The sequence below is a fragment of the Nocardia pseudovaccinii genome (genome assembly GCF_050942345.1).
In the GTDB taxonomy this organism is placed as follows: Bacteria; Actinomycetota; Actinomycetes; order Mycobacteriales; family Mycobacteriaceae; genus Nocardia; species Nocardia pseudovaccinii.
On record NZ_CP192074.1, the window covers coordinates 7,023,118 to 7,046,663 of the forward strand.

At 65.1% G+C, this 23,546-nt stretch carries 23 protein-coding genes and 1 pseudogene; 8 read left to right on the forward strand and 16 right to left on the reverse strand.

Translation table 11 applies throughout. The features are described from left to right. Positions 1-343 precede the first annotated feature (343 nt). On the reverse strand, positions 344-760 hold the full coding sequence (locus tag ACQPZ2_RS31590; protein ID WP_433521792.1) for a DoxX family protein: 417 nt from the start codon (positions 758-760) through the stop codon (positions 344-346). Positions 761-839: 79 nt separating this feature from the next. Next, the gene (locus ACQPZ2_RS31595; RefSeq protein ID WP_433521793.1) at positions 840-1,721 is read right to left on the reverse strand and encodes an AraC family transcriptional regulator; all 882 of its coding nucleotides are present in this window, start codon (positions 1,719-1,721) and stop codon (positions 840-842) included. Positions 1,722-1,774: 53 nt separating this feature from the next. Between ACQPZ2_RS31595 and ACQPZ2_RS31600 the strand changes: the two genes are divergently transcribed. After that, complete coding sequence (locus ACQPZ2_RS31600; RefSeq protein ID WP_433521794.1) at positions 1,775-2,254, forward strand: VOC family protein; 480 nt, start codon at positions 1,775-1,777, stop codon at positions 2,252-2,254. 38 nt (positions 2,255-2,292) lie between these two features. On the opposite strand, the gene uvrB is transcribed toward ACQPZ2_RS31600, so the two are convergent. Next, a complete protein-coding gene (gene uvrB, locus ACQPZ2_RS31605) occupies positions 2,293-4,476 on the reverse strand; it encodes an excinuclease ABC subunit UvrB (RefSeq protein WP_433521795.1) in 2,184 nt (727 codons plus the stop codon). 274 nt (positions 4,477-4,750) lie between these two features. Here uvrB and ACQPZ2_RS31610 point away from each other — a divergent pair, with 274 nt between their 5' ends. Next, positions 4,751-5,395 carry a DUF402 domain-containing protein gene (locus ACQPZ2_RS31610; RefSeq protein WP_433521796.1) on the forward strand — a complete coding sequence of 215 codons (645 nt, stop codon included), beginning with the start codon at positions 4,751-4,753 and terminating at the stop codon, positions 5,393-5,395. A 75-nt stretch (positions 5,396-5,470) separates the two neighbouring features. Then, a complete protein-coding gene (locus tag ACQPZ2_RS31615; RefSeq protein ID WP_433521797.1) occupies positions 5,471-5,995 on the forward strand; it encodes a DUF402 domain-containing protein in 525 nt (174 codons plus the stop codon). 3 nt (positions 5,996-5,998) lie between these two features. Here ACQPZ2_RS31615 and coaE read toward each other — a convergent pair. Continuing rightward, a pseudogene (gene coaE, locus ACQPZ2_RS31620) lies at positions 5,999-7,204 on the reverse strand (dephospho-CoA kinase); the annotation flags it as partial. Positions 7,205-7,500: 296 nt separating this feature from the next. On the opposite strand from coaE, the gene ACQPZ2_RS31625 reads away from it, so the two are divergent. Beyond that, positions 7,501-7,713: a hypothetical protein gene (locus ACQPZ2_RS31625; protein WP_157124550.1), complete on the forward strand. Its 213-nt coding sequence runs from the start codon at positions 7,501-7,503 to the stop codon at positions 7,711-7,713. A gap of 406 nt (positions 7,714-8,119) precedes the next feature. Here the strand turns inward: ACQPZ2_RS31625 and ACQPZ2_RS31630 are convergent, their stop codons facing one another. After that, complete coding sequence (locus tag ACQPZ2_RS31630; protein WP_433521798.1) at positions 8,120-8,479, reverse strand: hypothetical protein; 360 nt, start codon at positions 8,477-8,479, stop codon at positions 8,120-8,122. Here ACQPZ2_RS31630 and ACQPZ2_RS31635 point away from each other — a divergent pair. Then, positions 8,478-9,530 (forward strand): MMPL family transporter, encoded by a 1,053-nt coding sequence (locus ACQPZ2_RS31635; protein ID WP_433521799.1) that lies wholly within the window; start codon positions 8,478-8,480, stop codon positions 9,528-9,530. The genes ACQPZ2_RS31630 and ACQPZ2_RS31635 overlap by 2 nt on opposite strands. On the opposite strand, the gene ACQPZ2_RS31640 is transcribed toward ACQPZ2_RS31635, so the two are convergent. The 4 genes from ACQPZ2_RS31640 to rpsA all read right to left on the reverse strand — a co-directional run bounded on the left by ACQPZ2_RS31640 (position 9,517) and on the right by rpsA (position 14,941). Continuing rightward, positions 9,517-10,149 carry a TetR/AcrR family transcriptional regulator gene (locus ACQPZ2_RS31640; RefSeq protein ID WP_433521800.1) on the reverse strand — a complete coding sequence of 211 codons (633 nt, stop codon included), beginning with the start codon at positions 10,147-10,149 and terminating at the stop codon, positions 9,517-9,519. The genes ACQPZ2_RS31635 and ACQPZ2_RS31640 overlap by 14 nt on opposite strands. A 93-nt stretch (positions 10,150-10,242) precedes the next feature. Further along, complete coding sequence (locus ACQPZ2_RS31645) at positions 10,243-11,787, reverse strand: phospholipase C (RefSeq protein WP_433521801.1); 1,545 nt, start codon at positions 11,785-11,787, stop codon at positions 10,243-10,245. A gap of 130 nt (positions 11,788-11,917) precedes the next feature. Further along, a complete protein-coding gene (locus ACQPZ2_RS31650; protein WP_433521802.1) occupies positions 11,918-13,393 on the reverse strand; it encodes an SPFH domain-containing protein in 1,476 nt (491 codons plus the stop codon). Positions 13,394-13,471: 78 nt separating this feature from the next. Next, positions 13,472-14,941, reverse strand: a complete 1,470-nt coding sequence (gene rpsA, locus ACQPZ2_RS31655) for a 30S ribosomal protein S1 (RefSeq protein WP_040689126.1) — start codon at positions 14,939-14,941, stop codon at positions 13,472-13,474. A gap of 291 nt (positions 14,942-15,232) precedes the next feature. Here rpsA and ACQPZ2_RS31660 point away from each other — a divergent pair, with 291 nt between their 5' ends. After that, positions 15,233-16,087 (forward strand): class I SAM-dependent methyltransferase, encoded by an 855-nt coding sequence (locus tag ACQPZ2_RS31660; RefSeq protein WP_433521803.1) that lies wholly within the window; start codon positions 15,233-15,235, stop codon positions 16,085-16,087. Between the two features lie 4 nt (positions 16,088-16,091). On the opposite strand, the gene ACQPZ2_RS31665 is transcribed toward ACQPZ2_RS31660, so the two are convergent. Then, the gene (locus ACQPZ2_RS31665) at positions 16,092-16,673 is read right to left on the reverse strand and encodes a hypothetical protein (RefSeq protein WP_433521804.1); all 582 of its coding nucleotides are present in this window, start codon (positions 16,671-16,673) and stop codon (positions 16,092-16,094) included. A gap of 43 nt (positions 16,674-16,716) precedes the next feature. Beyond that, positions 16,717-17,304 carry a TetR/AcrR family transcriptional regulator gene (locus ACQPZ2_RS31670; protein ID WP_433521805.1) on the reverse strand — a complete coding sequence of 196 codons (588 nt, stop codon included), beginning with the start codon at positions 17,302-17,304 and terminating at the stop codon, positions 16,717-16,719. Positions 17,305-17,347: 43 nt separating this feature from the next. Between ACQPZ2_RS31670 and ACQPZ2_RS31675 the strand changes: the two genes are divergently transcribed. Beyond that, positions 17,348-18,244 (forward strand): SDR family NAD(P)-dependent oxidoreductase, encoded by an 897-nt coding sequence (locus ACQPZ2_RS31675; protein WP_433521806.1) that lies wholly within the window; start codon positions 17,348-17,350, stop codon positions 18,242-18,244. A 77-nt stretch (positions 18,245-18,321) separates the two neighbouring features. Here ACQPZ2_RS31675 and ACQPZ2_RS31680 read toward each other — a convergent pair whose 3' ends face one another. The 3 genes from ACQPZ2_RS31680 to ACQPZ2_RS31690 all read right to left on the reverse strand — a co-directional run bounded on the left by ACQPZ2_RS31680 (position 18,322) and on the right by ACQPZ2_RS31690 (position 20,825). After that, a complete protein-coding gene (locus ACQPZ2_RS31680; protein ID WP_157124548.1) occupies positions 18,322-18,492 on the reverse strand; it encodes a toxin-antitoxin system HicB family antitoxin in 171 nt (56 codons plus the stop codon). Positions 18,493-18,500: 8 nt separating this feature from the next. After that, entirely contained in the window at positions 18,501-19,385 is an 885-nt protein-coding gene (locus tag ACQPZ2_RS31685) for an SPFH domain-containing protein (protein WP_433521807.1), read from the reverse strand. A 75-nt stretch (positions 19,386-19,460) separates the two neighbouring features. Beyond that, on the reverse strand, positions 19,461-20,825 hold the full coding sequence (locus tag ACQPZ2_RS31690; protein ID WP_433521808.1) for an FAD-binding oxidoreductase: 1,365 nt from the start codon (positions 20,823-20,825) through the stop codon (positions 19,461-19,463). Positions 20,826-20,896: 71 nt separating this feature from the next. Between ACQPZ2_RS31690 and ACQPZ2_RS31695 the strand changes: the two genes are divergently transcribed. Next, a complete protein-coding gene (locus ACQPZ2_RS31695; protein ID WP_433521809.1) occupies positions 20,897-21,790 on the forward strand; it encodes a LysR family transcriptional regulator in 894 nt (297 codons plus the stop codon). 2 nt (positions 21,791-21,792) lie between these two features. Here ACQPZ2_RS31695 and ACQPZ2_RS31700 read toward each other — a convergent pair whose 3' ends face one another. Beyond that, positions 21,793-22,545: an amino acid ABC transporter ATP-binding protein gene (locus ACQPZ2_RS31700; RefSeq protein ID WP_433527572.1), complete on the reverse strand. Its 753-nt coding sequence runs from the start codon at positions 22,543-22,545 to the stop codon at positions 21,793-21,795. A 35-nt stretch (positions 22,546-22,580) separates the two neighbouring features. Continuing rightward, positions 22,581-23,543 carry an amino acid ABC transporter permease gene (locus ACQPZ2_RS31705; protein WP_084508983.1) on the reverse strand — a complete coding sequence of 321 codons (963 nt, stop codon included), beginning with the start codon at positions 23,541-23,543 and terminating at the stop codon, positions 22,581-22,583. Between the last annotated feature and the right edge of the window lie 3 nt (positions 23,544-23,546).

The following is a 23,546-nucleotide window of genomic DNA, read 5'->3' on the forward strand; positions in this document are numbered from 1 at the left end:
TCACACTTCGGGTGTTCTGGGTTTACCGACACAGGTTCATCCGGCGAATGCCGCAGGACCTTTGCGACCTGGGCGGATCTAATTTCCGGTTCCGCGACTTGTGATCCATCACAACCGGCGCGAACGCTCTTGTCCCCCTGGGATATTCATCACATATACCCGACCGCGGCCGCTATACGACGGCAATGTCGGCCCGACCGGGACCGGGAAGAACGTACCCGACCGGGCCGACACCATCCACCCGGTTCCGCAGTTACCGCGATGGAGCTTCGTCGACCCGAAAATGCCGACGACGTCTATACGGCTCACAATATCGGCGCGAACGGCACAAATCCGGTCGTATCTACAGACCGGTGAAAAGCGGTTCGGTGATGGTCGATCCGAGTTCGTCGACATGCGCGAAGAAGGCGAACAACATCAGCGATGCGCCGGCCAGCGCGAGATCTTTGTTGAAATGGATCATCTCGCCCTGCTTGGCCTGCGGATCGGTCTCCTTCCAGAACTGGTGCATCAGGAATGCGGTCGGCACCAGCATGATCACCAGCAGCAACGCCCCGAGGTCGGCCCATACGCCGAGCAGCACGCTGAGGCCGCCCACGGCGAGAACGACGCCACCCGCCAGCACCGCGGCCCGCGGCCGCGGCAGGCCGCGACTCCGCGCATAATCGGTCATCGCGTCGGTCTGCGTGAAATGCCCGAACGCGGAACTGAAGAACAACACCACGAAAAGTACTCGCCCTGTCAGGACCAAGACATCCATCACGAACTCCTCATTCGCCGATGTGGAGGGCCGATTCCGATTCGTGCTCGAATGGGTCGAACGCGAGCGATCATGCAAACTACATTCTGGTCGAGACGACCTTCGAAGTCACCTCGTTACGGGAGCGTAGCGAATTCTTGGCGTATTCCAGTGGAGCCATTCCGACTTCCGCGGTGAACTCACGCGAGAAATGCGCTTGATCGAAATAACCCAACTCCGTGGCCAGTGCGGCCAGATCTTCGATGCGCCCGCGCGCGAGTAGATCTGCACCGTCCTGGAGCCGGTATCGGCGCAGCACCCATTTCGGTCCGGCGCCGACATAGCGCCGGAACATCCGCTGCAATGTGCGGATCGGGATATCGAACCGATCAGTGACCTGATCGACCCTGGTCAGTTCTTGGTCCCGTTCCATGGCGTCGACGATGCGCAGCACCAGTCGATAGTTGGGATCCGTCGCTGCCTTTCGGCCGATCAGGAAATCCTCGATTGTGCTGCGGCGCTTGATATCCGAGGATTCCGCCAATACTCGGTCGGCCAAGCCCGCCGCCTCGGGCAGCACGTCCGTGAGCGGTACGGCGGTGTCCCGGAACGCACCGACATCCAATCCGGTGAACGCACCGAATCCACCGGCGCGAAAACGGGCGCCGAACGTCTCCCCCGCACCGCTGAGTTCCCGGACGAACTTCGTGGTGCAGACGCCGTTGACGAAACCGCCGGTGCGGGTTTCGGTGTGTTCGAAGGTGACATTCACGCACGGGAACGGCAGCACCTCGGCGTAGTACGGCGGCCGACCGGTCAGATCCCAGCGCACCGACCAATACCACTCGACGAACCGCCCGACCTCCGGCCCGGCCGACAACCGCGCCAACGAGCGATGTCGTGCCTGCTCGTCGGGATGCAGAATGCCCTTCACATTGTCGAGCGCGGGCACCGGAACCGGCCCGTCGGCTGCGCCGGTCACGGCTGTCGCTTTCTTACAAGACCACTTCGCCGCGCTCGACGAGGCTTATCGGCATGAGTGAAACAGCGAACACCGTCAACCCCATCGCCGACGGCTACCACTCCATCACCTGCTTCCTGGCCGTCCCCGACGCCAATAAAGCAATCGAGTTCTATACCAACGTCTTCGAGGCCGAGGTGATCAGCCGCAACGATCTCCCCGACGGCCAGCCCGCACACGCCGAACTGAAGATCGGCGACTCGACCCTGCAACTGGGCATGCCCATTCCGGACAACAATGTCCTGGCTCCCAATGGCGAATGGGTGCACACCTCGATCGTGCACTACTGCCCCGATGTCGACGCGGTCGTCAAGCGGGCCATCGAAAACGGCGCCCGCAGTGCGGAGGAGCCGCAGACATTCGTCACCGGCGACCGCTTCGGCGTGATCCTCGACCCCTTCGGCCACCGCTGGGCGGTGCTGACCAAGGTAGAGAATGTCTCGCGCGAAGAGGCCGAGCGCCGCGTGAACGAATGGATGGCCACCCAGAGCTGAGCCATGCCGAGTCCGGCGGCGTCGAAAGACGCCGCCGCTCAACTCAACCCCGCGGCATCCATCCCGCGCAGCTCCTTCTTCAGATCCGCGATTTCGTCCCGCAACCGACCGGCCAATTCGAACTGCAGCTCGCGGGCCGCATTCATCATCTGCGCGGTGAGTTCCTTGACCAGATCGGCCAATTCGGCCCGCGGCATGGACTTGACGTCGCGGCCCTCGTACACGCCCGCGCTGACAGCCCGCCCCGGCTCGCCCTGAGCGCGACGGCCGCGGCTGGCATTGCGACCGGAGCCACCGACGGCCACCTCGCTGTCGTCGGCCTCCTGATACACCTGATCCAGGATGTCGGCGATCTTCTTGCGCAGCGGCTGTGGGTCGAGGCCCATCGATTCGTTGTAAGCGACCTGCTTGGCCCGGCGGCGTTCGGTCTCGTCGATGGCGAACTGCATCGACGCGGTGACCTTGTCCGCGTACATGTGTACCTCGCCGGAGACATTGCGCGCCGCACGGCCGATGGTCTGGATCAGTGCGGTAGTGCTGCGAAGGAAGCCCTCCTTATCGGCGTCGAGGATCGCGACCAGCGATACCTCGGGCAGGTCGAGGCCCTCACGCAGCAGGTTGATGCCGACCAGCACGTCGTATTCGCCGAGCCGCAGCTGTCGCAGCAACTCCACCCGGCGCAGGGTGTCGATCTCGGAGTGCAGATAGCGCACCCGGACGCCGAGTCCGAGCAGATAATCGGTCAGATCCTCGGCCATCTTCTTCGTCAGTGTGGTGACCAGGACCCGTTCGTCACGTTCGGTGCGCTGACGGATCTCGTGGATCAGATCGTCGATCTGGCCCTTGGTCGGCTTGACCACGACCTTTGGATCGACGAGACCGGTCGGGCGGATGACCTGTTCGACGACCTCACCGCCGGACTGTCCGAGTTCGTACGGTCCTGGCGTTGCGGACAGGTATACCGTCTGCCCGATCCGGTCGGCGAATTCCTCCCAGGTGAGCGGGCGGTTGTCGATGGCAGACGGCAGACGGAAGCCGTACTCGACGAGATTGCGCTTACGGGACATATCGCCCTCGTACATGCCGCCGATCTGCGGCACCGTGTTGTGCGACTCGTCGATGACGAGCAGGAAGTCCTCCGGGAAGTAATCCAGCAGCGTCGCGGGTGCGGATCCGGCCGGGCGTCCGTCGATATGACGCGAGTAGTTCTCGATGCCCGAGCAGAATCCGACCTGGCGAATCATTTCCAGGTCGTACTGGGTGCGCATACGCAGCCGCTGCGCCTCCAGCAGTTTGCCCTGGCGATCGAGCTCGGCCAGCCGCTGCTCGAGTTCGGCTTCGATCTCGCGAACCGCACGCTCCATCCGGTCCGGACCCGCGACGTAGTGTGTGGCCGGGAAGATTCGGACGGTATCGACCTGCCGCACCACATCGCCGGTGAGCGGATGCAGGTAGTAGAGCGCCTCGATCTCGTCGCCGAAGAATTCGATGCGCACCGCGAGTTCCTCGTAGGACGGGATGATCTCGACGGTGTCACCACGCACCCGGAACGAACCGCGAGTGAAGGACATGTCGTTGCGCGTGTATTGCACGTCGACCAGCAGCCGCAGGAATGCGTCGCGATCGATTTCGGTGCCGACATCCAGCTGCACCGACCGATCCAGATAGGACTGCGGTGTACCGAGGCCGTAGATGCACGACACCGACGCGACCACTACGACATCGCGACGCGACAGCAGACTCGAGGTCGCCGAATGCCGCAGCCGCTCGACATCGTCGTTGATCGAGCTGTCCTTCTCGATATAGGTATCGGTCTGCGCGATATAGGCCTCGGGCTGGTAGTAGTCGTAGTACGAGACGAAGTACTCGACGGCGTTGTTGGGCAACATCTCTCGCAGCTCATTGGCCAGCTGCGCGGCGAGGGTCTTATTCGGCGCCATCACCAGCGTCGGCCGCTGCAGCCGCTCGATCAGCCAGGCGGTGGTGGCCGATTTACCGGTGCCGGTCGCGCCGAGCAACACCACGTCACGCTCGCCCGCATTGATGCGACGCTCGAGTTCAGCGATGGCCGCGGGCTGATCACCGGCCGGGCGATGTTCGCTGACCACCTGGAACTGCCCATCGGCCCGCTCGATCTCCCCGACCGGCCGGAACTCCGAATGCGCCAGCGGGGTACCCCGGTCCTCGTATCCTTCCGCCGGGATTTCGGTTGCGAATGCCATGGTCACCAGCCTAGGCGCAGGCACCGACAGATTCCGCGGCCCGGCGGATACGGTGCCGACGGGCTCGTCACCGAATCACGATCGGCGTATCCTTTCGCGATCTGAAGCATCATCACGCCCCAGGGCTGATGCGCAATCTGTTACCTGCCCTATAGGACAGGTAAACGGACATTAATGTCCGTTGCCGCAACGAGATTCGGCGTTTTCTCGGCATCGGCGAACCGGCCGCAGCAGGTGTAGCCTGATTTGGTTGTCGGACATGAGGATGAGGCCAATGAGCGCTCTGATTCCATTGCTTGCCGCCGCGCCCGCTGTGACCGGTATCGCCGGTTACGTTGCGCGTGACTTTCGGGGGGTCGCGCCCCTGATCCAGCCAACCACCACCGACGCCGCACCGGGATCGCCGATGACTACCACCCAGCTAAGACCGAAGATCGAACATTTCAATATCGCCGAGCTGACCATGACCGATCCCAAGGGTTTCGTGCGCCCGATCGACCGTGTGCACGTCGAGCCGTGGGGTCTATATGTGGCACGCACCGTCGGCGGTCCACGGATCCAATACATGGAGACCTGGCTGCTGCCCGAACTCTGGTTGCGCGTGACGATCGTGCACTACCAGCCCGGACACCACCGCGACTTGGACTATTGCCTGCATATCGGCGAGTACGCCCGGGTCGAGCCCAAGCGCTGGAAGTCGATGGACCAGTACCTCGAGATCGCGGTGCGCCACTCCCGCGCGGCCGAATTGCGCGGGGTGGACGATCTGCTGGCCGCCCATTCGGCCGGTCTGATCGACACGACGCATGCGCATCACGCGCTGGACCGGGCGACCAAGGCGCTGGAGGGCTTGGCCGCGCACGGACATGAGGTCGAGCCCTGGCTTGCCACCAAGGAGATCACACTGACCTGGATGTAGCCGATCCGCCGGACGATCTGCCCAACCGCTGCCGTACCACTCGACGGCGCGGCAGCGGCGGTAGATTCTATGTGCATGACACAGGCACCATCAGTGGACGTGCACAAACCCAAAGTCGAGTACTTCAATCTCGCGGACCTGACCAATACGGACCCGAAGGGCTTCGTCCGGCCGGTCGAGCGCTATTGGACCGAGCCGTGGGGCCTGTACATGGCGCGCACCTCGGATCATCCGCAGTTCCACTACATCGAATCGTGGCTGTTACCCGGACTCGCCATTCGCGTGACGATCTTCCACTTCCACCCCGCGCATCGGCGGGATGAGGACTACTACATCGACCTCGGCCACTTCGCCCAGGTCGGTCCGAAGAAGTGGAAGTCGGTGGACCACTACCTCGACATAGTGGTGCGCTCGGGACGCGAGATCGAACTGCTCGACGTGGACGAGTTACTCGCCGCGCACACCGCGGGATTCATCGCCCTCCCCGAAGCCCAGGCCGCCATCGAACACGCGTCCATCGCGATCGATGGCATCGCCGCCAACGGCTACTCGCTCGACCGCTGGCTCGCCACCCTGGACATCACCCTGACCTGGCTGTAGCACCCCGGCGCTGTCGCGCCAGGCCGCGGCTCGCGGGTAGGCAGCATCGAACCATGGTTCCTTCACATCCAGATACGCTAGCGTCGCCGCCGCACCGGTCAGCCCGGCCGCCTTGGCCTCACCCTCGCGCTTGACCTCCAGATACTCCGCGCGCACCGCCGCATCGGCGATCAGCCAGTCCCGGAACAGCAGCGCGAACTCCTGCCCCGGCGAGCCCGCCACCCGGATATGTACATTCGCCAACCGCCCCGGATCGGCACTCTGGTGAAAACGCTTGGCCCACAACGCCGTATCGCTGCCCGCGGGATCTGCGGCCGTCGGCTTCGGATTGTCGCGGATGACATCGGGCCGAACCGGAAAACCGGCCGCCCCCAATGCATCTCGCAGCCCATCGGCGGCTGCCAGATCCGCGACGGTGATCTGCACATCGATCACATCCTTGGCGGGCAATCCCGGCACCGCGGTCGAGCCGATGTGGTCGATTCGCGATGCCGCCGGACCACACGCCACCCACAGCCGGGCGATGAGCCGCTGCGCCTGCGCCGCCCACTCCGGATTCGAGGGCACGACGCGCAGCTCCTTGCGCCGCGCCGGTGTCGCGGTGCGCAGGTTCTCCTCGAACGGCACCAATCGTTGCGCCCACAACTGCCGGACAACCGGATCGATGGCACCCGGTTCACCGCTATTGTCCAACAGCACATCCGCGACGGCGTGGCGCTGTTCATCGGTGGCCTGCGCCGAAATACGCGCCCGTGCATCCGTTTCGGAAACTTCACGGAATTCCACCAATCGCCGTATCCGAGTTTCCGCGGGAACATCGACGATCAATACGAGATTCATCAGCGGCGCGAGACCGTTTTCCACCAGAAGTGGAATATCTTGAACGAGAATCGCATCCGATGGCGCGGCGGAAATCAATTCCGTCGTTCGTTTACCGACCAATGGATGGACAATGGAATTCAACGTCGCGCGGGCGTCGTCGTTGCCGAATGCCTTGGCCGCCAGCGCCGGCCGGTCCAGGCTGCCGTCGGCGGCGAGGATATCGGGACCGAACGCCGCCGCCAACGCCGTGAGACCCTCGGTACCCGGCTCGACGACCTCCCTGGCGATCACATCGGAATCGACGATCACCGCACCGAGCTCGGCGAGAATCCGCGCCACCGTCGACTTGCCCGCTCCCATGCCTCCGGTGAGGCCGATCCGCAACATTCGACCAGTCTCGCATCCGCGATGTCGCGCCGAACGCAACCCCCTGTGCGCGCAATCCACCCAATCGGCCGGAATACCCACTCGCGCCGCGCATTCCACCGTCTGAAACACCATTTGCCCGATCCGTGACTAGGCCGAGACCATCTCGCAACATTTCCGGTCGATTCTCGCCCGTGGACCACAACTTTCCGACACGCCGAGGCAATTACTCGTGCAAAATACTGTGCCGAACACTTTCGTTCGACTAATCTTCGCCGTGGCGATCCAGGCCAGCACCAGCAAGCAAAGGAACATCATTGGGCACCAAAATCAACCAGGTGGGTCGCCACCGCCTGGGCAAGGCGGGGGGCATGCACTGCATCAAGCACCCCGCCGTCGCGGCCGCGCTCGCCGAGCACCGCCGCTCGTGGTTCACCGCTTTGATCAGCCCCGCCCGGCACAGCTTCGCGGCCATGCGAAAACGCTCCGCTGCCGCGACCGCGTACTGGGCGCCTGCGACCGCCAGCTGATTTCAGCCGCCTATCCGGCCATAAACTTCCAGTGACCCAGCCCCATCAGGGGTTGGGTCGCTTCGTGCTGCCGTCAGTACCGTCGAATTTGTGACAGTCACTTGCACTTTATCCGCGAGCCTCCTTAGGATGGCGGAAAATACCTGAGAGTGACTCTCAGGTTGTCTGTGGAGGGGCGATGACGCAGCTGACCGCGACCAAGACGGACTCACCCGAGTCCACGGGCACCGGAAAACTGGGCGCGGTCGGCCGCTGGGGCGCACTGATGGCCCGCCATCGCCGTGCCGTGCTCGGCGCCTGGCTGCTCTTCGCGATCGCCTGCGGATCGGCCTATCCGGCACTCCACGACCGCCTCAGCACGCCCGATTATTCGGTCCCCGGATCCGAATCGGTGACCGTCGATCACCTAGTCGCCGAACACTTCACGCGCTTCGGCACCGAACAGGACCTCATCGTCTTCCATTCCGAGCAGCGCACCGTCGACACGCCGGAGTTCCGGTCGGTGATCGATCGGGCGCTGGGCACCACCCGTGCCGCCGCTGGCGTGGCAGGTGCGATCGGCCCGTTCGAAGGCAATGCCGCCGCCCAGATCTCGGCCGACCGGCACACCGCCTTCGGCATCGTCGGCGTCGATGGCGAAACACCGGAGCGCGTCGCGGTCGCCCGACAGCTGAAGTCCGAATTGGCTGCCGCTCCGGCTGCGGCCCGCCGAGGTCCGGTCCGTGACGGCCTCGAGCGCGTGGGCGCGGTGGGCGCATACCGTCATGGGACGCCCTGTCCTCTTCGGCGCGATCGGGGTCGGTCTGCTACTGACCGCGGCAGCACCGATCACCGGCATCCGCTACGGCGTCGATATGGGCCTCACCTCACTCGCGGATCGACCGACTGGGCAGGCGACCGAACTCGTCGAGGACAACTTCGCGCCCGGGCTGCTCGCGCCGATCGAGGTCGTCGGCACCGGCTCGGACAGCGGGCCGCTCGGTGACGAAACCCGTTCCGACGTCAACCGATTCATCGCCGAACTGTCCCTCGACCCGCGCATCGCCACGGTGCTGCCGCAGCAGTCCGACGGCCGGATACTGGCCGTCGTGGTGCCGAAGGCCGCCTTCGACTCCACCGCTGCCACCGACATGGTCGCCGATATCCGTTCTCGTGCAACGGCTCTCGACGGTGTCGAAATTCGAGTCGGCGGCACGTCTGCGGCGTTCGCCGATGTGTCACACCGGATTACCGCCCGCTTTCCCTGGGTGATCACGCTCGTATTGACGGTATCGCTGGCATTCCTGATCGTGGCATTCCGCAGCATCGTCCTGGCACTCGAGGCAATACTGCTCAACCTGCTGGCCACCGGCGCCGCACTCGGACTGACCGTCGCGGTATTCCAGTACGGCGTCGGCGAATCCGCACTCGGCTTCCACAGCACCGGATTCCTGCAGGTGTATCTGCCGATGCTGGTATTCGCCGTATTGTTCGGCCTATCCATGGATTACGAGGTATTCCTGATCCGGCGGATGAAGGAACACTGGGATGAAACCGGCGACAATGCCGCCGCGATCGCGGATGGACTGCAACGCACCGCCCGGCCGATCACCGCGGCGGCCGCCATCATGGTCGCAGTTTTCGCGAGCTTCCTGACCGCGAATGTGTTGGAGCTGAAGCAGATCGGTTTCGCGCTCGCCGTGGCCATCACCATCGACGCACTCCTGGTCCGGCTGGTGCTGGTGCCCGCCTTCATGCAGTTGTTCGGCCGCTGGAACTGGTGGCTGCCGCGTGTCGGCGGGCGCACGACGGAAACGGCCGCGACTACCGGAACATGACCTCGATCGAATCGATGATCGAGCCGATCGCCTTGGTGTAGACATCCTTCAGCGGTTCGGTGAAATCCTCGGCGGCCCAATGGTCCAGGGCCGCAACACATCCCCACACACCGAAGGCCGCGGCGATCCCGATCGTCAGGTCGTCGGCCCGGCGGCCGATCCGTTCGGCGAACAGCACCCGGAATTGGTCGGCCATATCCCGCATCTGCCTGGTCTGCCCGTCCTTGATCTCCGGGATCGTCGCGACATACCGCAGCCGCCTGCGGATCCGCCGCTCCGATTCGGCGGTCAGCAGCGATTCGATCAGCATCGGGACGATCAAACGCGCGACGCGGATCAACTCGGCGGGTTCGACGGTATCGCCGCCACCAGCCGTCCGCAGCACATCGAGCACCCGCGGATCGGCCTCGTCGTAGAGAACGAGCATCTCCTTGGTGCCGAAGTACCGGTACACCGAACTCGGCGACACCCCGGCCGCCGCCGCGACCCGCTCCACCGTCACATCGCGATATCCGTGCACATCGAACAGATCCAGCGCGACACGCTGGATACGGCTCATCGCCTCGATCTTCCTGCGTTCCCAGGCGGTCCCGGTGAACTCGACGGCGGACTCGGACATCAGGGCAAGAATACTCGCGACCTGATCGGGCGCAGCCGGACTTCGTCCGTCACTAGTCCCTTGCGCTTGGACGAGCGCAGGCGAGGCCACCACCTAGCCCCGCACGATGCCACTCGGACGGCGTCGCGAGCCGGGCTGCTGGGTCGGCATCTGGTTGGGCGGCACCGGATATGGAACACCCTTGGTCGCGGTGCCCAGTGCGATATTCGGGCCGCACTGGGCGATCGCGGCATCCATCTTCGGCTTCGGATCACTCAGCACCGGTTTCGCCGTATCCGGGGTCGAGCCGAAATCGAAGGCCGAGGTCATATCGCCGGTGACGCCGCGCCGCCACCGCGTCAGATTCGGCACCTCGACGCCGAAGCGAGTTTCCAGCAGCCGCAGCTGGGAGGTGTGATCGAAGGTCTCCGAGGCGACCAGCCCGCCGCGGCTGTACGGCGAAATCACCAGGCCGGGAACGCGATACCCCAAACCGATCGGACCCGCGATACCGTTCGAAGCCTTTACCCGATCCAGCGGCACGGTGACGAATTCGCCCGGTGTCCCCGCGGGCGCGGTCGGCGGGGTGACGTGGTCGAAGAAGCCGCCGTTCTCGTCGTAGCTGATGATCAGCGCGGTCTTCTCCCACACCTTCGGATTGGAGGTGAGGATATCGAGCAGTTGCACGATGCCGAACGCGCCGAACGCCGCGGGCAACGCGGGATGTTCGCAGTTGATCAACGACGGAATCACCCAGGACACGGCGGGTAGCGTGTCGTTGGCGACATCGGCCTGAAAGTCGTTGGGATACACCGGCGCAAGACCGCGCCGAGCCAATTCGGAATTCGGATCCGAGGATTGGGTGAAACAGCCGAGCATGCCGTCCAGAATCACCGAGGACAGCGGGCCGACATCGCGATTGTTGTAGACCTTCCAGCTGACGCTCGCCTCGGAGAGGTTCTCCGGGAAGGTGCGCCAACTGTAGACGTGCTGCGGAATCAGCGTGGGCGTCTCCAGCAGCGGCCCACCGGCCACGCCGTCCGGGTCGATGCTGGCGCTGATCCAGTACAGCCGGTTCGGGTCCGTCGGGCCGAGGACCGAGCAGTGGTAGTTGTCGCAGATGGTGAACGCATCGGCGAGTTCGTGGTGGATCGGAATGTCCTCGCGCAGGTAGTAGCCCATGGCCGCGGGTGCGTTGGCCGGGCCGACGCTGGCAATGGACATCGGCATCCACTGATCGTTGGCGCCGCCGTTCCAGGCCCGGTGCATACCGCCCCAGGTGTGGTCCGGATCGTTGATGCATTCACCGTCCAGGGTCGCGCCGCGGGTGGTGTCGAGGCGGAACGGATTCAGGAAGCCGTCCGGGGCCGGACCGACACCTGGCGTCCATCCGTACTGCTGCCACGCCTTTGACGCCTCGCCGAAGCCGCGCACACCGGACATGGTGCCGAAATAGTGGTCGAAGGAACGGTTTTCCTGCATGAGCAGCACGAAATGCTCGATATCGCCGAGGCCGCCGGTCCCGGCCGGATCGGCGGCATAGGCGCGTTCGATGATCGGGTCGGCCCAGGACGCCAATGCGCCCACGGCTCCCGCCGCGGCGGCCTTGGCCAGGAACTGCCTACGGTTGAGACCGCTGAACGGACTCGCTGCGCACATGCGTGGTGTTCCTTCTCATCCGGGCTGATCGGTCGGTGTTGATCTTGCCAGCAGGCTGCCGACCAGCCTGCACCCTATCGCTGAGGCGGGCACACATTCCGGCAAAGTTGGTCAATTGTCCGACTTGTCGCTATCGGCGGTTCACCTGATCCCCAGACTCGTCGAAACCGGCCCCGCTCTCGCTCACCGGCCGTGCCGCCGACCATGTTTCGAGCACCCGCGTCAGCTGCCCGATGAGCGCAGACAGCCCGGACAGATCCCCGCCGAGCTGATACGTCGTCAACTCACCGGGCGTCGGCAACTGCGCGACGATCTGCGGGAGCGAATCGACCAGCTGCGCCTGCGTAGCGGCGGCCGAGCGGTGGTTCGTATTGTCGATGCGAATCCGATCCCGCTCCAGATCGAGCAGGGCATCATCATGCGCCGCACGCGAGCGCCGGGCCCCGACGGCGATCTCACCGTCGAGTTCCAGCTCCCGCAATTCCAGCTTCCTGCGCAGGTTTTCGGCCTGTTCGCCATGTTGCTCGCGCTCCAACCGCAGCGCGTGCAGTGCGGTCTCCTTGGCCAGATCGGCGACCGCGCGTTGATCGTCGTGCTCACGGGTGGTGCGCCGCAACCGTTCCGCGGTCTCCCGGTCGAACTGCGCGGCCTCGTTGCGCGCCCGCAGTTCGGCCAATTCCCGCTCGTTCTCGATCCTGCGTTCCTCGGCAACCCGATTCGCGTCCGTCTCGCGGGCCGAAAGCACTTCCTGCGCGGCGAGTTCCGCGAGGCGGGCGATCTGATTCTGTTCGCTGCGGTAGGGCTTCTGCAGGTTCTCCCACAGCGTCGAAGAGCTGACCACCGCCTCCTTGATCTGCACCGTGACAATGCGCAGGCCGAGCCCACGATCGCTGTCCGCCTCGGCATTTCGATCGGCGCTGCCCTCGGCGACCGCCCGCAGCCGCGCGGTCAACTCTTCGATGATCGGCTGCTTATCGCTGAGCACATCGCGCACACCCATCGTGGAGACCTTGTCCTTGATGGCCGCCTCGGCCTGCTCGCGCAGCTGAATGTTGACCAGCCGCATGGGATCTTCGGCATCGGAGAAGTCCAGCTTGCGGTAGGCGGTGGCGAAATCCTCGATGATCCACTGCACATAGCCCTGCACCAGCACACCCTGCAGTTCACTGCAGATGCAGTAGGCATTGATGAGAATCGTCTGCATCGCGCCCGGCACAACGAGATACGAATCTGTCGCGGGGTTGAACCGGAACGACACCCCGAGGCCGATGTGCAGCGGTGCGCCACGACCGCGACGGGTGTGTACGACGAAGGCATTGGGCGGCACCAAAACCGTTTGCCAGCGCCAGAATCCGGTGACCCGGACCTCCACCGGCCCCGGACCACTGCCCTGTGGTGTGGGCCCGACCCGTTCGGACCGCTTGGCGATCGCACCGCGTCGCACCGGACCGCCCGGTGCCGCCGGCGCCGCGGCCGCCGCCACCGGCGCCGGGGCCGGGGCCGGGGCCGGGGCGACGGGTTTGCGGCTGCGCAGGTCACCCTCGAGCGCCGCCTGTTGCGCCACCACGTGGTCGAGATAATCGTTCTTGCCCGGATTGCTCCCCATGTCCGGGCACACTACCGCTTGCCGCAACACAAAGGCCCCGGTCCGATCGGACCGGGGCCTTCGCTACAACTCTACGAATCAGGCGTTGCCGGAGAGCTTCTCACGCAGGGCCGCGAGCTGGGCGTCGCTGGCGAGCGAACCGCCGGCGGGCTCGGCCTGGCCGGAGGACGCCTGCGAACCACTCTCGGAGGAGTAGTTGCCCGACGCGCCGCCGCCGTTCGCGGCCTCGGCCGCGGCGTCGGCCGCCATCTTCTCCATCTGCGCGGTGTGCATCTTGTGGCGACGCTCCGCCTCGGCGTAGCGGCCTTCCCACTCTTCGCGCTGCTTGTCGAAGCCCTCGAGCCACTCGTTGGTGTCGGGGTCGAAGCCCTCGGGGAAGATGTAGTTGCCCTGGTCGTCGTAGCTGTCGGCCATGCCGTACTTCGACGGGTCGAACTCGGCGTGGTAGTCCTCGTTCGCCTGCTTCAGCGACAGCGAGATCCGGCGACGCTCCAGGTCGATGTCGATGACCTTGACCATCGCGTCGTCGCCGACCGCGACAACCTGGTCCGGAACCTCCACGTGGCGCTCGGCCAGCTCGGAGATGTGCACCAGACCCTCGATGCCCTCTTCGACGCGCACGAAAGCACCGAACGGAACCAGCTTGGTGACCTTGCCCGGCACGATCTGGCCGATCGCGTGGGTGCGGGCGAACTGGCGCCACGGGTCTTCCTGGGTCGCCTTGAGCGACAGCGAAACCCGCTCGCGGTCCAGGTCGACGTCGAGGACCTCGACGGTGACCTCGTTGCCGACCTCGACAACCTCGGACGGGTGGTCGATGTGCTTCCAGGACAGCTCGGAGACGTGCACCAGACCGTCGACGCCGCCGAGATCGACGAACGCGCCGAAGTTGACGATCGAGGAGACCACACCCTTGCGGACCTGGCCCTTCTGCAGCTGGTGCAGGAACTCGCTGCGGACCTCGGACTGGGTCTGCTCGAGCCAGGCGCGGCGGGACAGGACCACATTGTTGCGGTTCTTGTCCAGCTCGATGATCTTGGCCTCGATCTCCTTGCCGACGTACGGCTGGAGGTCGCGGACCCGGCGCATCTCGACCAGGGAGGCGGGGAGGAAGCCGCGCAGGCCGATGTCCAGGATCAGACCGCCCTTGACGACCTCGATGACGGTGCCCTTGACGGCCTCGTCCTTCTCCTTGAGCTCCTCGATGGTCCCCCAGGCCCGCTCGTACTGCGCCCGCTTCTTCGACAGGATCAGGCGGCCTTCCTTGTCCTCCTTGGTGAGAACAAGAGCCTCGACCTCATCGCCCACGGAAACGACCTCGTTGGGGTCGACATCGTGCTTGATGGAGAGTTCGCGAGAGGGGATGACGCCTTCGGTCTTGTAACCGATGTCGAGCAGGACCTCGTCGCGATCGACCTTGACGATGGTTCCTTCGACGATGTCGCCATCGTTGAAGTACTTGATCGTGGCGTCGATGGCGGCGAGGAAGTCCTCGGCGGAGCCGATGTCGTTGACGGCTACCTGCGGCGAGGTGACGGTGGTGGGCATGTGTCGGTTTGCTCCGGACGGATTGTGGTCGGTTGCGGACATTGGAACTTTCGCTACGCTGCGATCTCACCGCGATGACGCGACGTGACGGACATATTGAACGTACCGCACGCAAACGCTTGTGAAACTCAGCACGGGTGTTGGCGTTACTTCTGTACAGTTGCCCCCGCAGATTGTTACTGCAATGACACCGGTACGGGCAGTACCCAAGACACTCGCGCGTTCAGCGTACGCGACCTTGGTCCAGCCGGGCAAACCGGTCCCGACGCCACGCCGGGATAGTCTGACGGCGTGTCGGAAGATCGCCATGCGCAGGCAAATGCACTGCTAGGGACCACCGCGACCGCGCGGACCAGAATCGGCTCGGCCGCCAGTCAGCAGGCCAGTCGGCGCTGGTGGGATGCCGATGCGGACCAGTATCACGAAACCCACGCCGACTTTCTCGGCGTCGACTCGCCCGAGGGCGAATTCATCTGGTGCCCGGAGGGCTTACACGAGGGCGATATGCATTTCCTCGGCGAGGTCGCCGGTAAGCAGATCCTGGAGATCGGATGCGGATCCGCACCGTGTTCGCGCTGGCTGGCCGGGCAGGGGGCACAGCCGGTCGGGCTCGATCTGTCCATGGGGATGCTCACGCGCGGACTCGCCGCGATGGCGCGCGGCGGACCGCGGGTGCCATTGGTGCAGGCCGGGGCGGAGGCATTGCCGTTCGCGGATGAATCCTTCGATCTGGCGTGTTCGTCCTTCGGCGCGGTCCCGTTCGTCGCGGACTCCGAACTGGTGATGCGCGAGGTTGCGCGAGTGTTGCGGCCGGGCGGTCGCTGGGTGTTCTCGGTGAACCATCCGATGCGCTGGATATTTCCGGACGACCCCGGACCCGCCGGTCTGACCGCCTCGATCCCCTATTTCGACCGCACGCCGTATGTAGAGGTCGACAGCGACGGCGCGCCGACCTACGTCGAACACCACCGCACCATCGGGGATCGGGTGCGCGAGATCGTCGCCTCGGGGCTGGTGCTCGATGACATCGTCGAACCGGACTGGCCGGAATGGCTCGAGCGGGAGTGGGGACAGTGGAGTCCGCTGCGGGGTGAGTTGTTCCCCGGCACCGCCATCTTCGTCACCCACAAACCGGCCGCCGTCTGATTTCTCAGAACGCCGGGAGGGCCGCGAAATTCGGATCGAGACGGGCGGCGGGGCAGGTATACGCCACCCAGCGGCGGGCACGCGAGAGCGGATGATCGGGGAAGCGCTCGTCCCAGCGCAGGTCATCGGCCATGTTGTAGGGCAGCGCGCCTTGCAGACCGGGTGCGTACGGATGGGGCGGGTACATATTGTCGAAGCCGATTTCCAGTGCGAGTACCGCCTCACGGATTCCGGTGGTGCCGGTCTCCGGGCAGAGGATCTGTAGCACCGCACTGCAATTCGCTTTCGGCACGGTGAGCGAGGCGGCGAAGACCAGGCCCGTCGGCTGACCCGGCTGTCGCATCTTCTGCAGCCGCAGCAGCGCGGGCTGCGAATCGATACCGACGACGAAAGCCTCGATGAGACAACCGCTTTCGGCATGCATCTCGGCGAGCCCGCGGCGCAGCGTAGCCAGGTCCGTCAGTGGCGCGGGCAGATCTGGTACCAGATCGAAGTAACTCAACTGGACAATGTCGCCCGTGGCGGGGTCCCGCCACGCGTTGCTGTCGAGCTGCTGTAATCCACTGGTGTCGAACGAAATTGGCACGCGATCACGCTACTGCGGACTCGGCATCGCCTGAAGTGCCGGGTCAGATACCGGCCGAACGAAATTCCTCGAGCAATGCGGTTCGCGCGTCGCCGATGTGCGAGCCGAGGTCGCCGCCGGTGTGCAGCCAGATCTCGTAGCCCGCGAAGAAACAGGCCATGCCGACTTTGGCCCACAGCAGGGGCCGCACATCGGTGCCCGACGCTACGCCCAATCGGCGCGCAAGGTGTTCGGCGACAAGGGATTCGACCGCATTTCGCTTGGCCAGCTCGCGGGCCTGCAGTGCCGGATTGCCCGCGATCAGCCCATCTCGGGCACGCGCGTCCGCGATGCGGTCGGCGAAACGCTCGACCAGCGGTCCGATGACCGCTGCCATGGTTTCCTCCGGCGATTCGTCCGCCGGACGGTCGGCCAATAGCCGAGCCAGCTCCGCGCGATGCTCGTCGTCCTCGGCGAACAGCAATTCGTCCTTGCTCGCGTAGTAGCGGTGCAGGGTGCGCGTCCCGACTTCGGCCTCGGCGGCGATATCCGCGACGGTCACGGCGTCATACCCGCGCTCGACGAACAATCGCAGCGCGGCATCGGCGATCGCTCGCCTGGTCCGCTCCTTTTTCCGATCCCGCAATGACATCGGAATATTGTCGCACAGCGCGCCATATGGCAGACTCTGCCATATGACAACAAGTGACAGAACTGTTGTGATCACCGGCGGCACCGGCGGACTCGGCCGTGAATGCGCGAGGGCGCTCGCCGCCGATCCACGATGGACGGTCGTCGTGACCGGGCGCGACGCCGACCGGGCCCGGACGGAGGCCGCCGCGATCGGCGCGCGTGCGGCAACACTCGACCTCGGCGCACTCGCCTCCGTCGCCCATTTCGCCGACGAATTCCGCAGGAGCGGACTGCCCCCGTTGCATGCGCTGGTGTGCAATGCCGGACTGCAATTCACCCGCCGCAGCTACACCGAGGACGGCATCGAGGCCACCTTCGGCGTCAACCATCTCGGACACGTCGCACTGGTCCAAGCACTGCTCGACGACCTGATCGCGCCCGCGCGCATCGTCTTCGTCAGCTCGGGCACGCACAATCCGGATCAGTTCACCGGCATGCCCGATCCGCTGGATACCAATGTCCGCGCACTCGCCTACCCACCCGAGTCGACCGAATCCGCGCAGCGCGACGGCCGTCGCCGCTACAGCACGTCGAAGTTGGCGAACCTGCAGACCACCTACGAATTGGCGCGGCAGTTCGAGGCGCGCGGCATCACGGTGAATGCCTTCGATCCCGGACTGATGCCGGGCACCGGACTCGCCAGGGATGCCGGGTCGGCGGCACAACTGTTGTGGCGCACGGTCGCTCGGGGTCTGGTGCTATTGCCCGGTGTCAATACACCGCGCCGATCCGGCGAGGACCTCGCGTGGCTGGTCACGGATCCGTCGCTCGACGAGGTGTCCGGCCGGTATTTCGTGGGCCGCACCGCGAAACCGTCGTCGAAGGCGTCCTATGACCGCGACGCGCAACACGCGCTGTACACCGACAGTCTGAAACTCCTCGGCGAACTCGCGCGCTGATACATCGTCGGACCGAATACCGACGATGCCGAATACCCGTGGGGCATTCGGCATCGTTGCGGCAGAGCTTATTCCGGCTACTCCTCGGCCGGTTTCGCCTTCGGGCTTCGGCCCGCCTGTTTCAACGCGAGGCGCAGTGCGTACTCGATCTGAGCATTGATACTGCGCAGGTCGTCGGCGGCCCATTGGGCAACCGCCTCGTGTATCGCCGGGTCCAGGCGTAGCAGGATCTTCTTGCGCTCGGCCATGAGGCGACTCAGGAGTAGAGCGAGCCGGTATTGACGACGGGTTGGGTGGCGCGATCACCGCAGAGCACGACCAGCAGGTTCGAGACCATCGCGGCCTTGCGTTCCTCGTCGAGTTCGACGACGCCCTGTTCGGCGAGCCGGTCCAGCGCGAGGCGGACCATACCCACCGCGCCCTCGACAATGCGGGTGCGCGCGGCGACCACTTGGGCCGCCTGCTGCCGAACGAGCATGGCCTGGGCGATCTCCGGCGCGTAGGCGAGGTGAGTGATCCTGGCCTCGATGACCTCGATGCCCGCCAGATCGGTGCGGTCGCGCAATTCGATGGTCAATTCCTCGGCCACCTCGGCGCCGTCGCGCAGGCTGGTGGTGTTCTGGTCGTGCGCGTCGTAGGGGTGCGTCGTGGCCAGATGCCGCACCGCTGCCTCGGACTGGGTCTCCACGTACTCCTCGTAGTCGTCGACCGAGAAGGCGGCCTTGAAGCTGTCGACCACCCGGTAGACCACGACGGCGGCGATCTCCACCGGATTGCCGTCGGCATCGTTGACCTTGAGCTTCTGGGTTTCGAAGTTACGCACCTTCAGCGAGATGCTGCGCCGGTCGGTGAGCGGCACCACCGAGTAGAAGCCGGGTTCGCTCAGCGAGCCGATGTAGCGGCCGAAGAACTGAACGACCTTGGCCTCGTTGGGATTCACCACGGTGAGCCCGGTGGCCAGCAGCAGGAGCACGACCACGACCACGGTCGCGATGACCGCGCCCACGAGGGCGAGCACATTGTCGTTGTGCGCGGCCACGGCGTATCCGGCAATGGCGCCGCCACCGATCAGGAGCGTGAGGACAAACCACGACACCAGCACGAGAAAGCCGTTGACGTGGAACGCCGACCGAAGCTTCATGACATCCTCCGAGTATCAAAGTGATATCACGAAGATAGCACCAGGCCGCGTCCGGCGATAGGGCGGTCGCGGCGATCAGTTCGCAGGTGTGATGTTGCGGTTGAAGCGGAACATGTTGCGGGAGTCGTACTTCGCCTTCAGCGCGGCCAGCCGGGCATAGGTGTCCGGCGCGTAGCCACCTCGGGTCTGCGCCTCGTCGGCCGCGGCACCCGCACCGTAGAGGAAGTTCAGGCTGTGGCCGACGGTCCACGGCGCGAGTGCCGTGCGAACCACCGCATGATCCTCGGGCGCGGCGTCACCCGCATCGGGCCCGGGCATGGTGATGACGCGAACGATGTACTCGGCATCCCGGTTGTCCACGGCAATCCCCGCAGGACCACGCCTGCCGAGCGCACCGCCGAGGTGCCGGATATCGACCACCGCTTGAATCGTCGATTCGGGTCCGGTGGCAGTGAGCAAGGCCGACAACGTTTCTCCGGTGAGCTCACCGAGCAAGGCGTTGGTGGCGGCGTAGGCATGCGGGTGGTCCGGATCACTGTGGATGGTGTGCGATTCGGTGTACGGCATGAGCCGCAAATCGTCCTTCAAACGATCCCCGACCGCGCGCAACGGCGCGACCAGAAGCTCGCCGTCCGCGGCGGATCCGTTGTAGGCGATCCGTATCGACGCGACATAGCGCCCGCGCAGCGGTTCCGGAATCTGCGGAATGGGCGGGAAGGTCATCACGGTCACCGTCGAGGTCACCTCGTCGGGCAGCGTCGCGGTCCAGTCCTTCCAGGCTTCCAAGGCCTGTTCGACCAGTGGGGTATCGAAGACCAACTGACCGCCGTAGACGGTCGCGACCGGCACGAGTTCCAGTTCCAGCGCGGTCACCACGCCGAAGTTGCCACCGCTGCCGAGCACCGCGCCGAAGAGTTCGTCGCCGGGGGTCAGCGTGCGGACTCGACCGTCCGCCGTGACGATCTCGATGACCCGCACATATTCGGCGGCGTAACCGAATTGCCGTGCCAGCAGGCCCAATCCGCCGCCGAGGCTGTAGCCGACGACCCCGACCGACGGCGAGGACCCGTTCAGCGGCGCCAGCCCGTACGGTGCGGCGGCCTCGACCAGCGCGCCCGCCCGCACTCCGGCGCCGACACGGGCGGTGCGCGCCCGCGGGTCGATCCGGATATCGGTCATCCGGCGGGTGTTGATCAGCACACCGCCGTCGGCCGCGACCGAGAGTCCGTGCCCGGTGGCCTGGACCGCAACCGGAAGTCCGTGGCGCGCGGCGTATTCCACCGCACCGCGCACATCCTCTGTGTGCACCGCGCCGACGACCAGTGCGGGGCGGTGGTGGTAAGCGGCCTGGAAGCCAGCGATCTCTTCGACGAATCCGGCGTCACCGGGGCGGAAGACCGGGCCGGTGAAGGTGTCGATGATCTCTGCGGTGTTTCCCATGCCTTAGACAATGCCGCGTGCTGAGTCAGAAGTACAACAGATAGTTCTGCTTGGATCTATAATCAATAGTTATGGAACTGCGCCAACTCCGCTACTTCGTGACCGTGGTCGAGGAGGCCAACTTCACCCGCGCCGCCGCCCGATTACACCTGGCTCAACCCGGACTCAGCGCCCAGATCCGCCAGCTCGAACACGAACTGGGACAACAACTTCTGGATCGCGGCGGCCGCTCGGTGAGCTTGACCGAGGTGGGCGCGGCGGTGCTGCCGCATGCCAGGGCCGCGCTGGCGGCGGCCGAGCGGATTACCACGACGGTGGACGAATTCACCGGACTACTGCGCGGACACGTCCGCCTCGGCTGTATCTCCGGCGCGGGCGATGAGGAATTCGATATCGCCTCGGTGCTCGCGGACTTTCACGACGATCACCCGCAGGTCGGCATCAGCCTGACCGAGGACACCTCTGAACGGATGCTCGCGGCGGTGCGCAGCGGCGAGCTGGATATCGCCCTGGTCGGATTGACCGGTGCGGAGATCGGCGCCGATATCGGCACAGATGTTGTGCTCGATACGCCGGTGGTCGCGGCGGTCGCGCTGGGCGGTAAGAAACGTGCATCGATCACGCTCGACGAGTTGCGTGAGCACCCGCTGATCTGTCTACCGCGCGGCACCGGCATCCGGGGTGTCTTCGATCGCGCCTGTGCCGCAGCGGGATTCGAACCCGATATCGCATTCGAGGCCGCTGCTCCCCCGCTATTGCTGCGACTCGCCGCCCGTGGCCTCGGCATCGCGGTGGTGCCCGCGCTGAGCGCCGAGGAGGCCGCGGCATTCGGGGTGCGGGTGCTGCCGATCACCGATCCGGAGCTGCGCGGACAACTCGCGCTGGCGTGGCGGCGCGATCGCCCGGGCAGTCCGGCCGCGAAAGTCCTACTCGGACAACTCCGTATCGCTTTGGGCAGCCGCTGAATTCAGAGCAACCGCGACAGGAACGCCTTGGTACGTTCATGTTTCGGGTCGGCGAGCACCTCGCGCGGATTACCCGCCTCCACGACCACACCGCCGTCCATGAACACCAGTTGGTCGGCAACCTCACGGGCGAAACCCATTTCGTGGGTCACGACCACCATGGTCATACCGTCGGCGGCGAGTTCGCGCATGACCCCGAGCACCTCGCCGACCAATTCCGGATCCAGCGCCGAGGTGGGCTCGTCGAAGAGCATCAGCTTGGGATCCATCGCCAGCGCACGGGCGATCGCGACGCGCTGCTGCTGGCCGCCGGAGAGCTGGGCCGGATAGGCATTCGCCTTGTCCCCCATGCCGACTCGGTCCAGCAACTCGAGCGCACGAGCCGTCGCGTCCGCCTTGCGGATGCCCTTCACCTGGATAGGCGCTTCGACGATGTTCTCCAGCGCCGTCCGATGTGGGAACAGGTTGAAATGCTGGAACACCATGCCGATATCGCGGCGCTGCTTGGCCGCATCGCGCGGGTGCAATTCGTAGAGTTTGCCGCCCTTTTCGCGATAGCCGATCAGATCGCCGTCGACATAGAGCCGACCCGCATTCACCTGCTCGAGGTGGTTGATACAGCGCAGGAAGGTCGACTTACCCGAACCCGACGGCCCGATCATGCAGAGCACATCGCCACGCCCGACCTCGAGCGAAATGCCCTTGAGCACCTGCAGCGCACCGAAGTTCTTGCACACCCGATCCGCACGGATCATCGGCTGTACGCCTGCGGGCTCTACCTTGTCTGCGCTCATTTCGCCTTCACAATCGTCTGAGCGTCGGCCAGTTCCTGCAGCTGCTTGGCGGTCAGCTGCCGCGAGGCGCCCCGCGAGTAGTAGCGCTCCAGGTAGTACTGCCCGATCATCAGCACGCTGGTGACCGCGAGATACCAAGTGGCGGTGACCAATAGCAATGGAATCGGCTGGAAGTTCACGCCGTAGATATCCCGGGCCCGGCCGTACAGGTCGGTGCTCAACGGGATCGCGGTGACGAGCGCGGTGGTCTTGAGCATTCCGATCAGCTCATTGCCGGTGGGCGGGATGATCACCCGCATGGCCTGCGGCAGCACGGTCCTGCGCATGGTCTGCGACCACGACATGCCGAGCGCCGTCGAGGCCTCGCGCTGCCCCTCGCCGACGGAATTGATTCCGGCACGGACGATTTCGGCCATGTACGCGGCTTCGTTCAGTGCGAGGCCGATCACCGCGAAGGCGAACGCGGCCTGCAGCCCCTGCACGTCGATCCGCACGAACTCGGGCCCGAACGGCACACCGAGCTGGATCGACTTGTACAGCGACGGGAACAGACCCCAGAAAACCAACTGCACGAAAACCGGTGTGCCACGGAAGATCCAGAGATACACCCACGCCACGGCGCGCAACACCGGATTCGGCGACAGCCGCATCACCGCGAGCAACGCGCCGAGCACGATGGCGATCGCCATCGCGAGCACAGTCAGCTCGAGGGTGACCGCCGCGCCGGAGGCGATCCGGCTGTCGAACAAATACTTTCGATAGGTTCCCCATCCGTACGCGGGATTGGTGGCCGCGCCGTAGATGAACAACCCGAGCAGGGCGAGGATGATCGCCGCGGCGATCATGCGGCCCGGCCTACGTAATGGAACGGCCTTGATCGGCTCCGGTTCTGCCGCGTCGATCGGCCCGCCGGGCCCGGTGTTGTCGCCGGGCGCCGACGTGGTTTCGGATGACGACATCGA

Bases quoted from the DNA above. Each gene is read 5' to 3' on its own strand.
- uvrB (WP_433521795.1), bottom strand. From the start codon at position 4,476: ATGGCATTCGCAACCGAAATCCCGGCGGAAGGATACGAGGACCGGGGT.
- ACQPZ2_RS31590 (WP_433521792.1), bottom strand. From the start codon at position 760: ATGGATGTCTTGGTCCTGACAGGGCGAGTACTTTTCGTGGTGTTGTTC.
- ACQPZ2_RS31650 (WP_433521802.1), bottom strand. From the start codon at position 13,393: ATGGGGAGCAATCCGGGCAAGAACGATTATCTCGACCACGTGGTGGCG.
- rpsA (WP_040689126.1), bottom strand. From the start codon at position 14,941: ATGCCCACCACCGTCACCTCGCCGCAGGTAGCCGTCAACGACATCGGC.
- ACQPZ2_RS31600 (WP_433521794.1), top strand. From the start codon at position 1,775: ATGAGTGAAACAGCGAACACCGTCAACCCCATCGCCGACGGCTACCAC.
- ACQPZ2_RS31680 (WP_157124548.1), bottom strand. From the start codon at position 18,492: ATGGCCGAGCGCAAGAAGATCCTGCTACGCCTGGACCCGGCGATACAC.
- ACQPZ2_RS31705 (WP_084508983.1), bottom strand. From the start codon at position 23,543: ATGTCGTCATCCGAAACCACGTCGGCGCCCGGCGACAACACCGGGCCC.
- ACQPZ2_RS31635 (WP_433521799.1), top strand. From the start codon at position 8,478: ATGGGACGCCCTGTCCTCTTCGGCGCGATCGGGGTCGGTCTGCTACTG.
- ACQPZ2_RS31615 (WP_433521797.1), top strand. From the start codon at position 5,471: ATGACACAGGCACCATCAGTGGACGTGCACAAACCCAAAGTCGAGTAC.
- ACQPZ2_RS31640 (WP_433521800.1), bottom strand. From the start codon at position 10,149: ATGTCCGAGTCCGCCGTCGAGTTCACCGGGACCGCCTGGGAACGCAGG.
- ACQPZ2_RS31685 (WP_433521807.1), bottom strand. From the start codon at position 19,385: ATGAAGCTTCGGTCGGCGTTCCACGTCAACGGCTTTCTCGTGCTGGTG.
- ACQPZ2_RS31630 (WP_433521798.1), bottom strand. From the start codon at position 8,479: ATGACGGTATGCGCCCACCGCGCCCACGCGCTCGAGGCCGTCACGGAC.
- ACQPZ2_RS31690 (WP_433521808.1), bottom strand. From the start codon at position 20,825: ATGGGAAACACCGCAGAGATCATCGACACCTTCACCGGCCCGGTCTTC.
- ACQPZ2_RS31675 (WP_433521806.1), top strand. From the start codon at position 17,348: ATGACAACAAGTGACAGAACTGTTGTGATCACCGGCGGCACCGGCGGA.
- ACQPZ2_RS31670 (WP_433521805.1), bottom strand. From the start codon at position 17,304: ATGTCATTGCGGGATCGGAAAAAGGAGCGGACCAGGCGAGCGATCGCC.
- ACQPZ2_RS31700 (WP_433527572.1), bottom strand. From the start codon at position 22,545: ATGATCCGTGCGGATCGGGTGTGCAAGAACTTCGGTGCGCTGCAGGTG.
- ACQPZ2_RS31610 (WP_433521796.1), top strand. From the start codon at position 4,751: ATGAGCGCTCTGATTCCATTGCTTGCCGCCGCGCCCGCTGTGACCGGT.
- ACQPZ2_RS31695 (WP_433521809.1), top strand. From the start codon at position 20,897: ATGGAACTGCGCCAACTCCGCTACTTCGTGACCGTGGTCGAGGAGGCC.
- ACQPZ2_RS31645 (WP_433521801.1), bottom strand. From the start codon at position 11,787: ATGTGCGCAGCGAGTCCGTTCAGCGGTCTCAACCGTAGGCAGTTCCTG.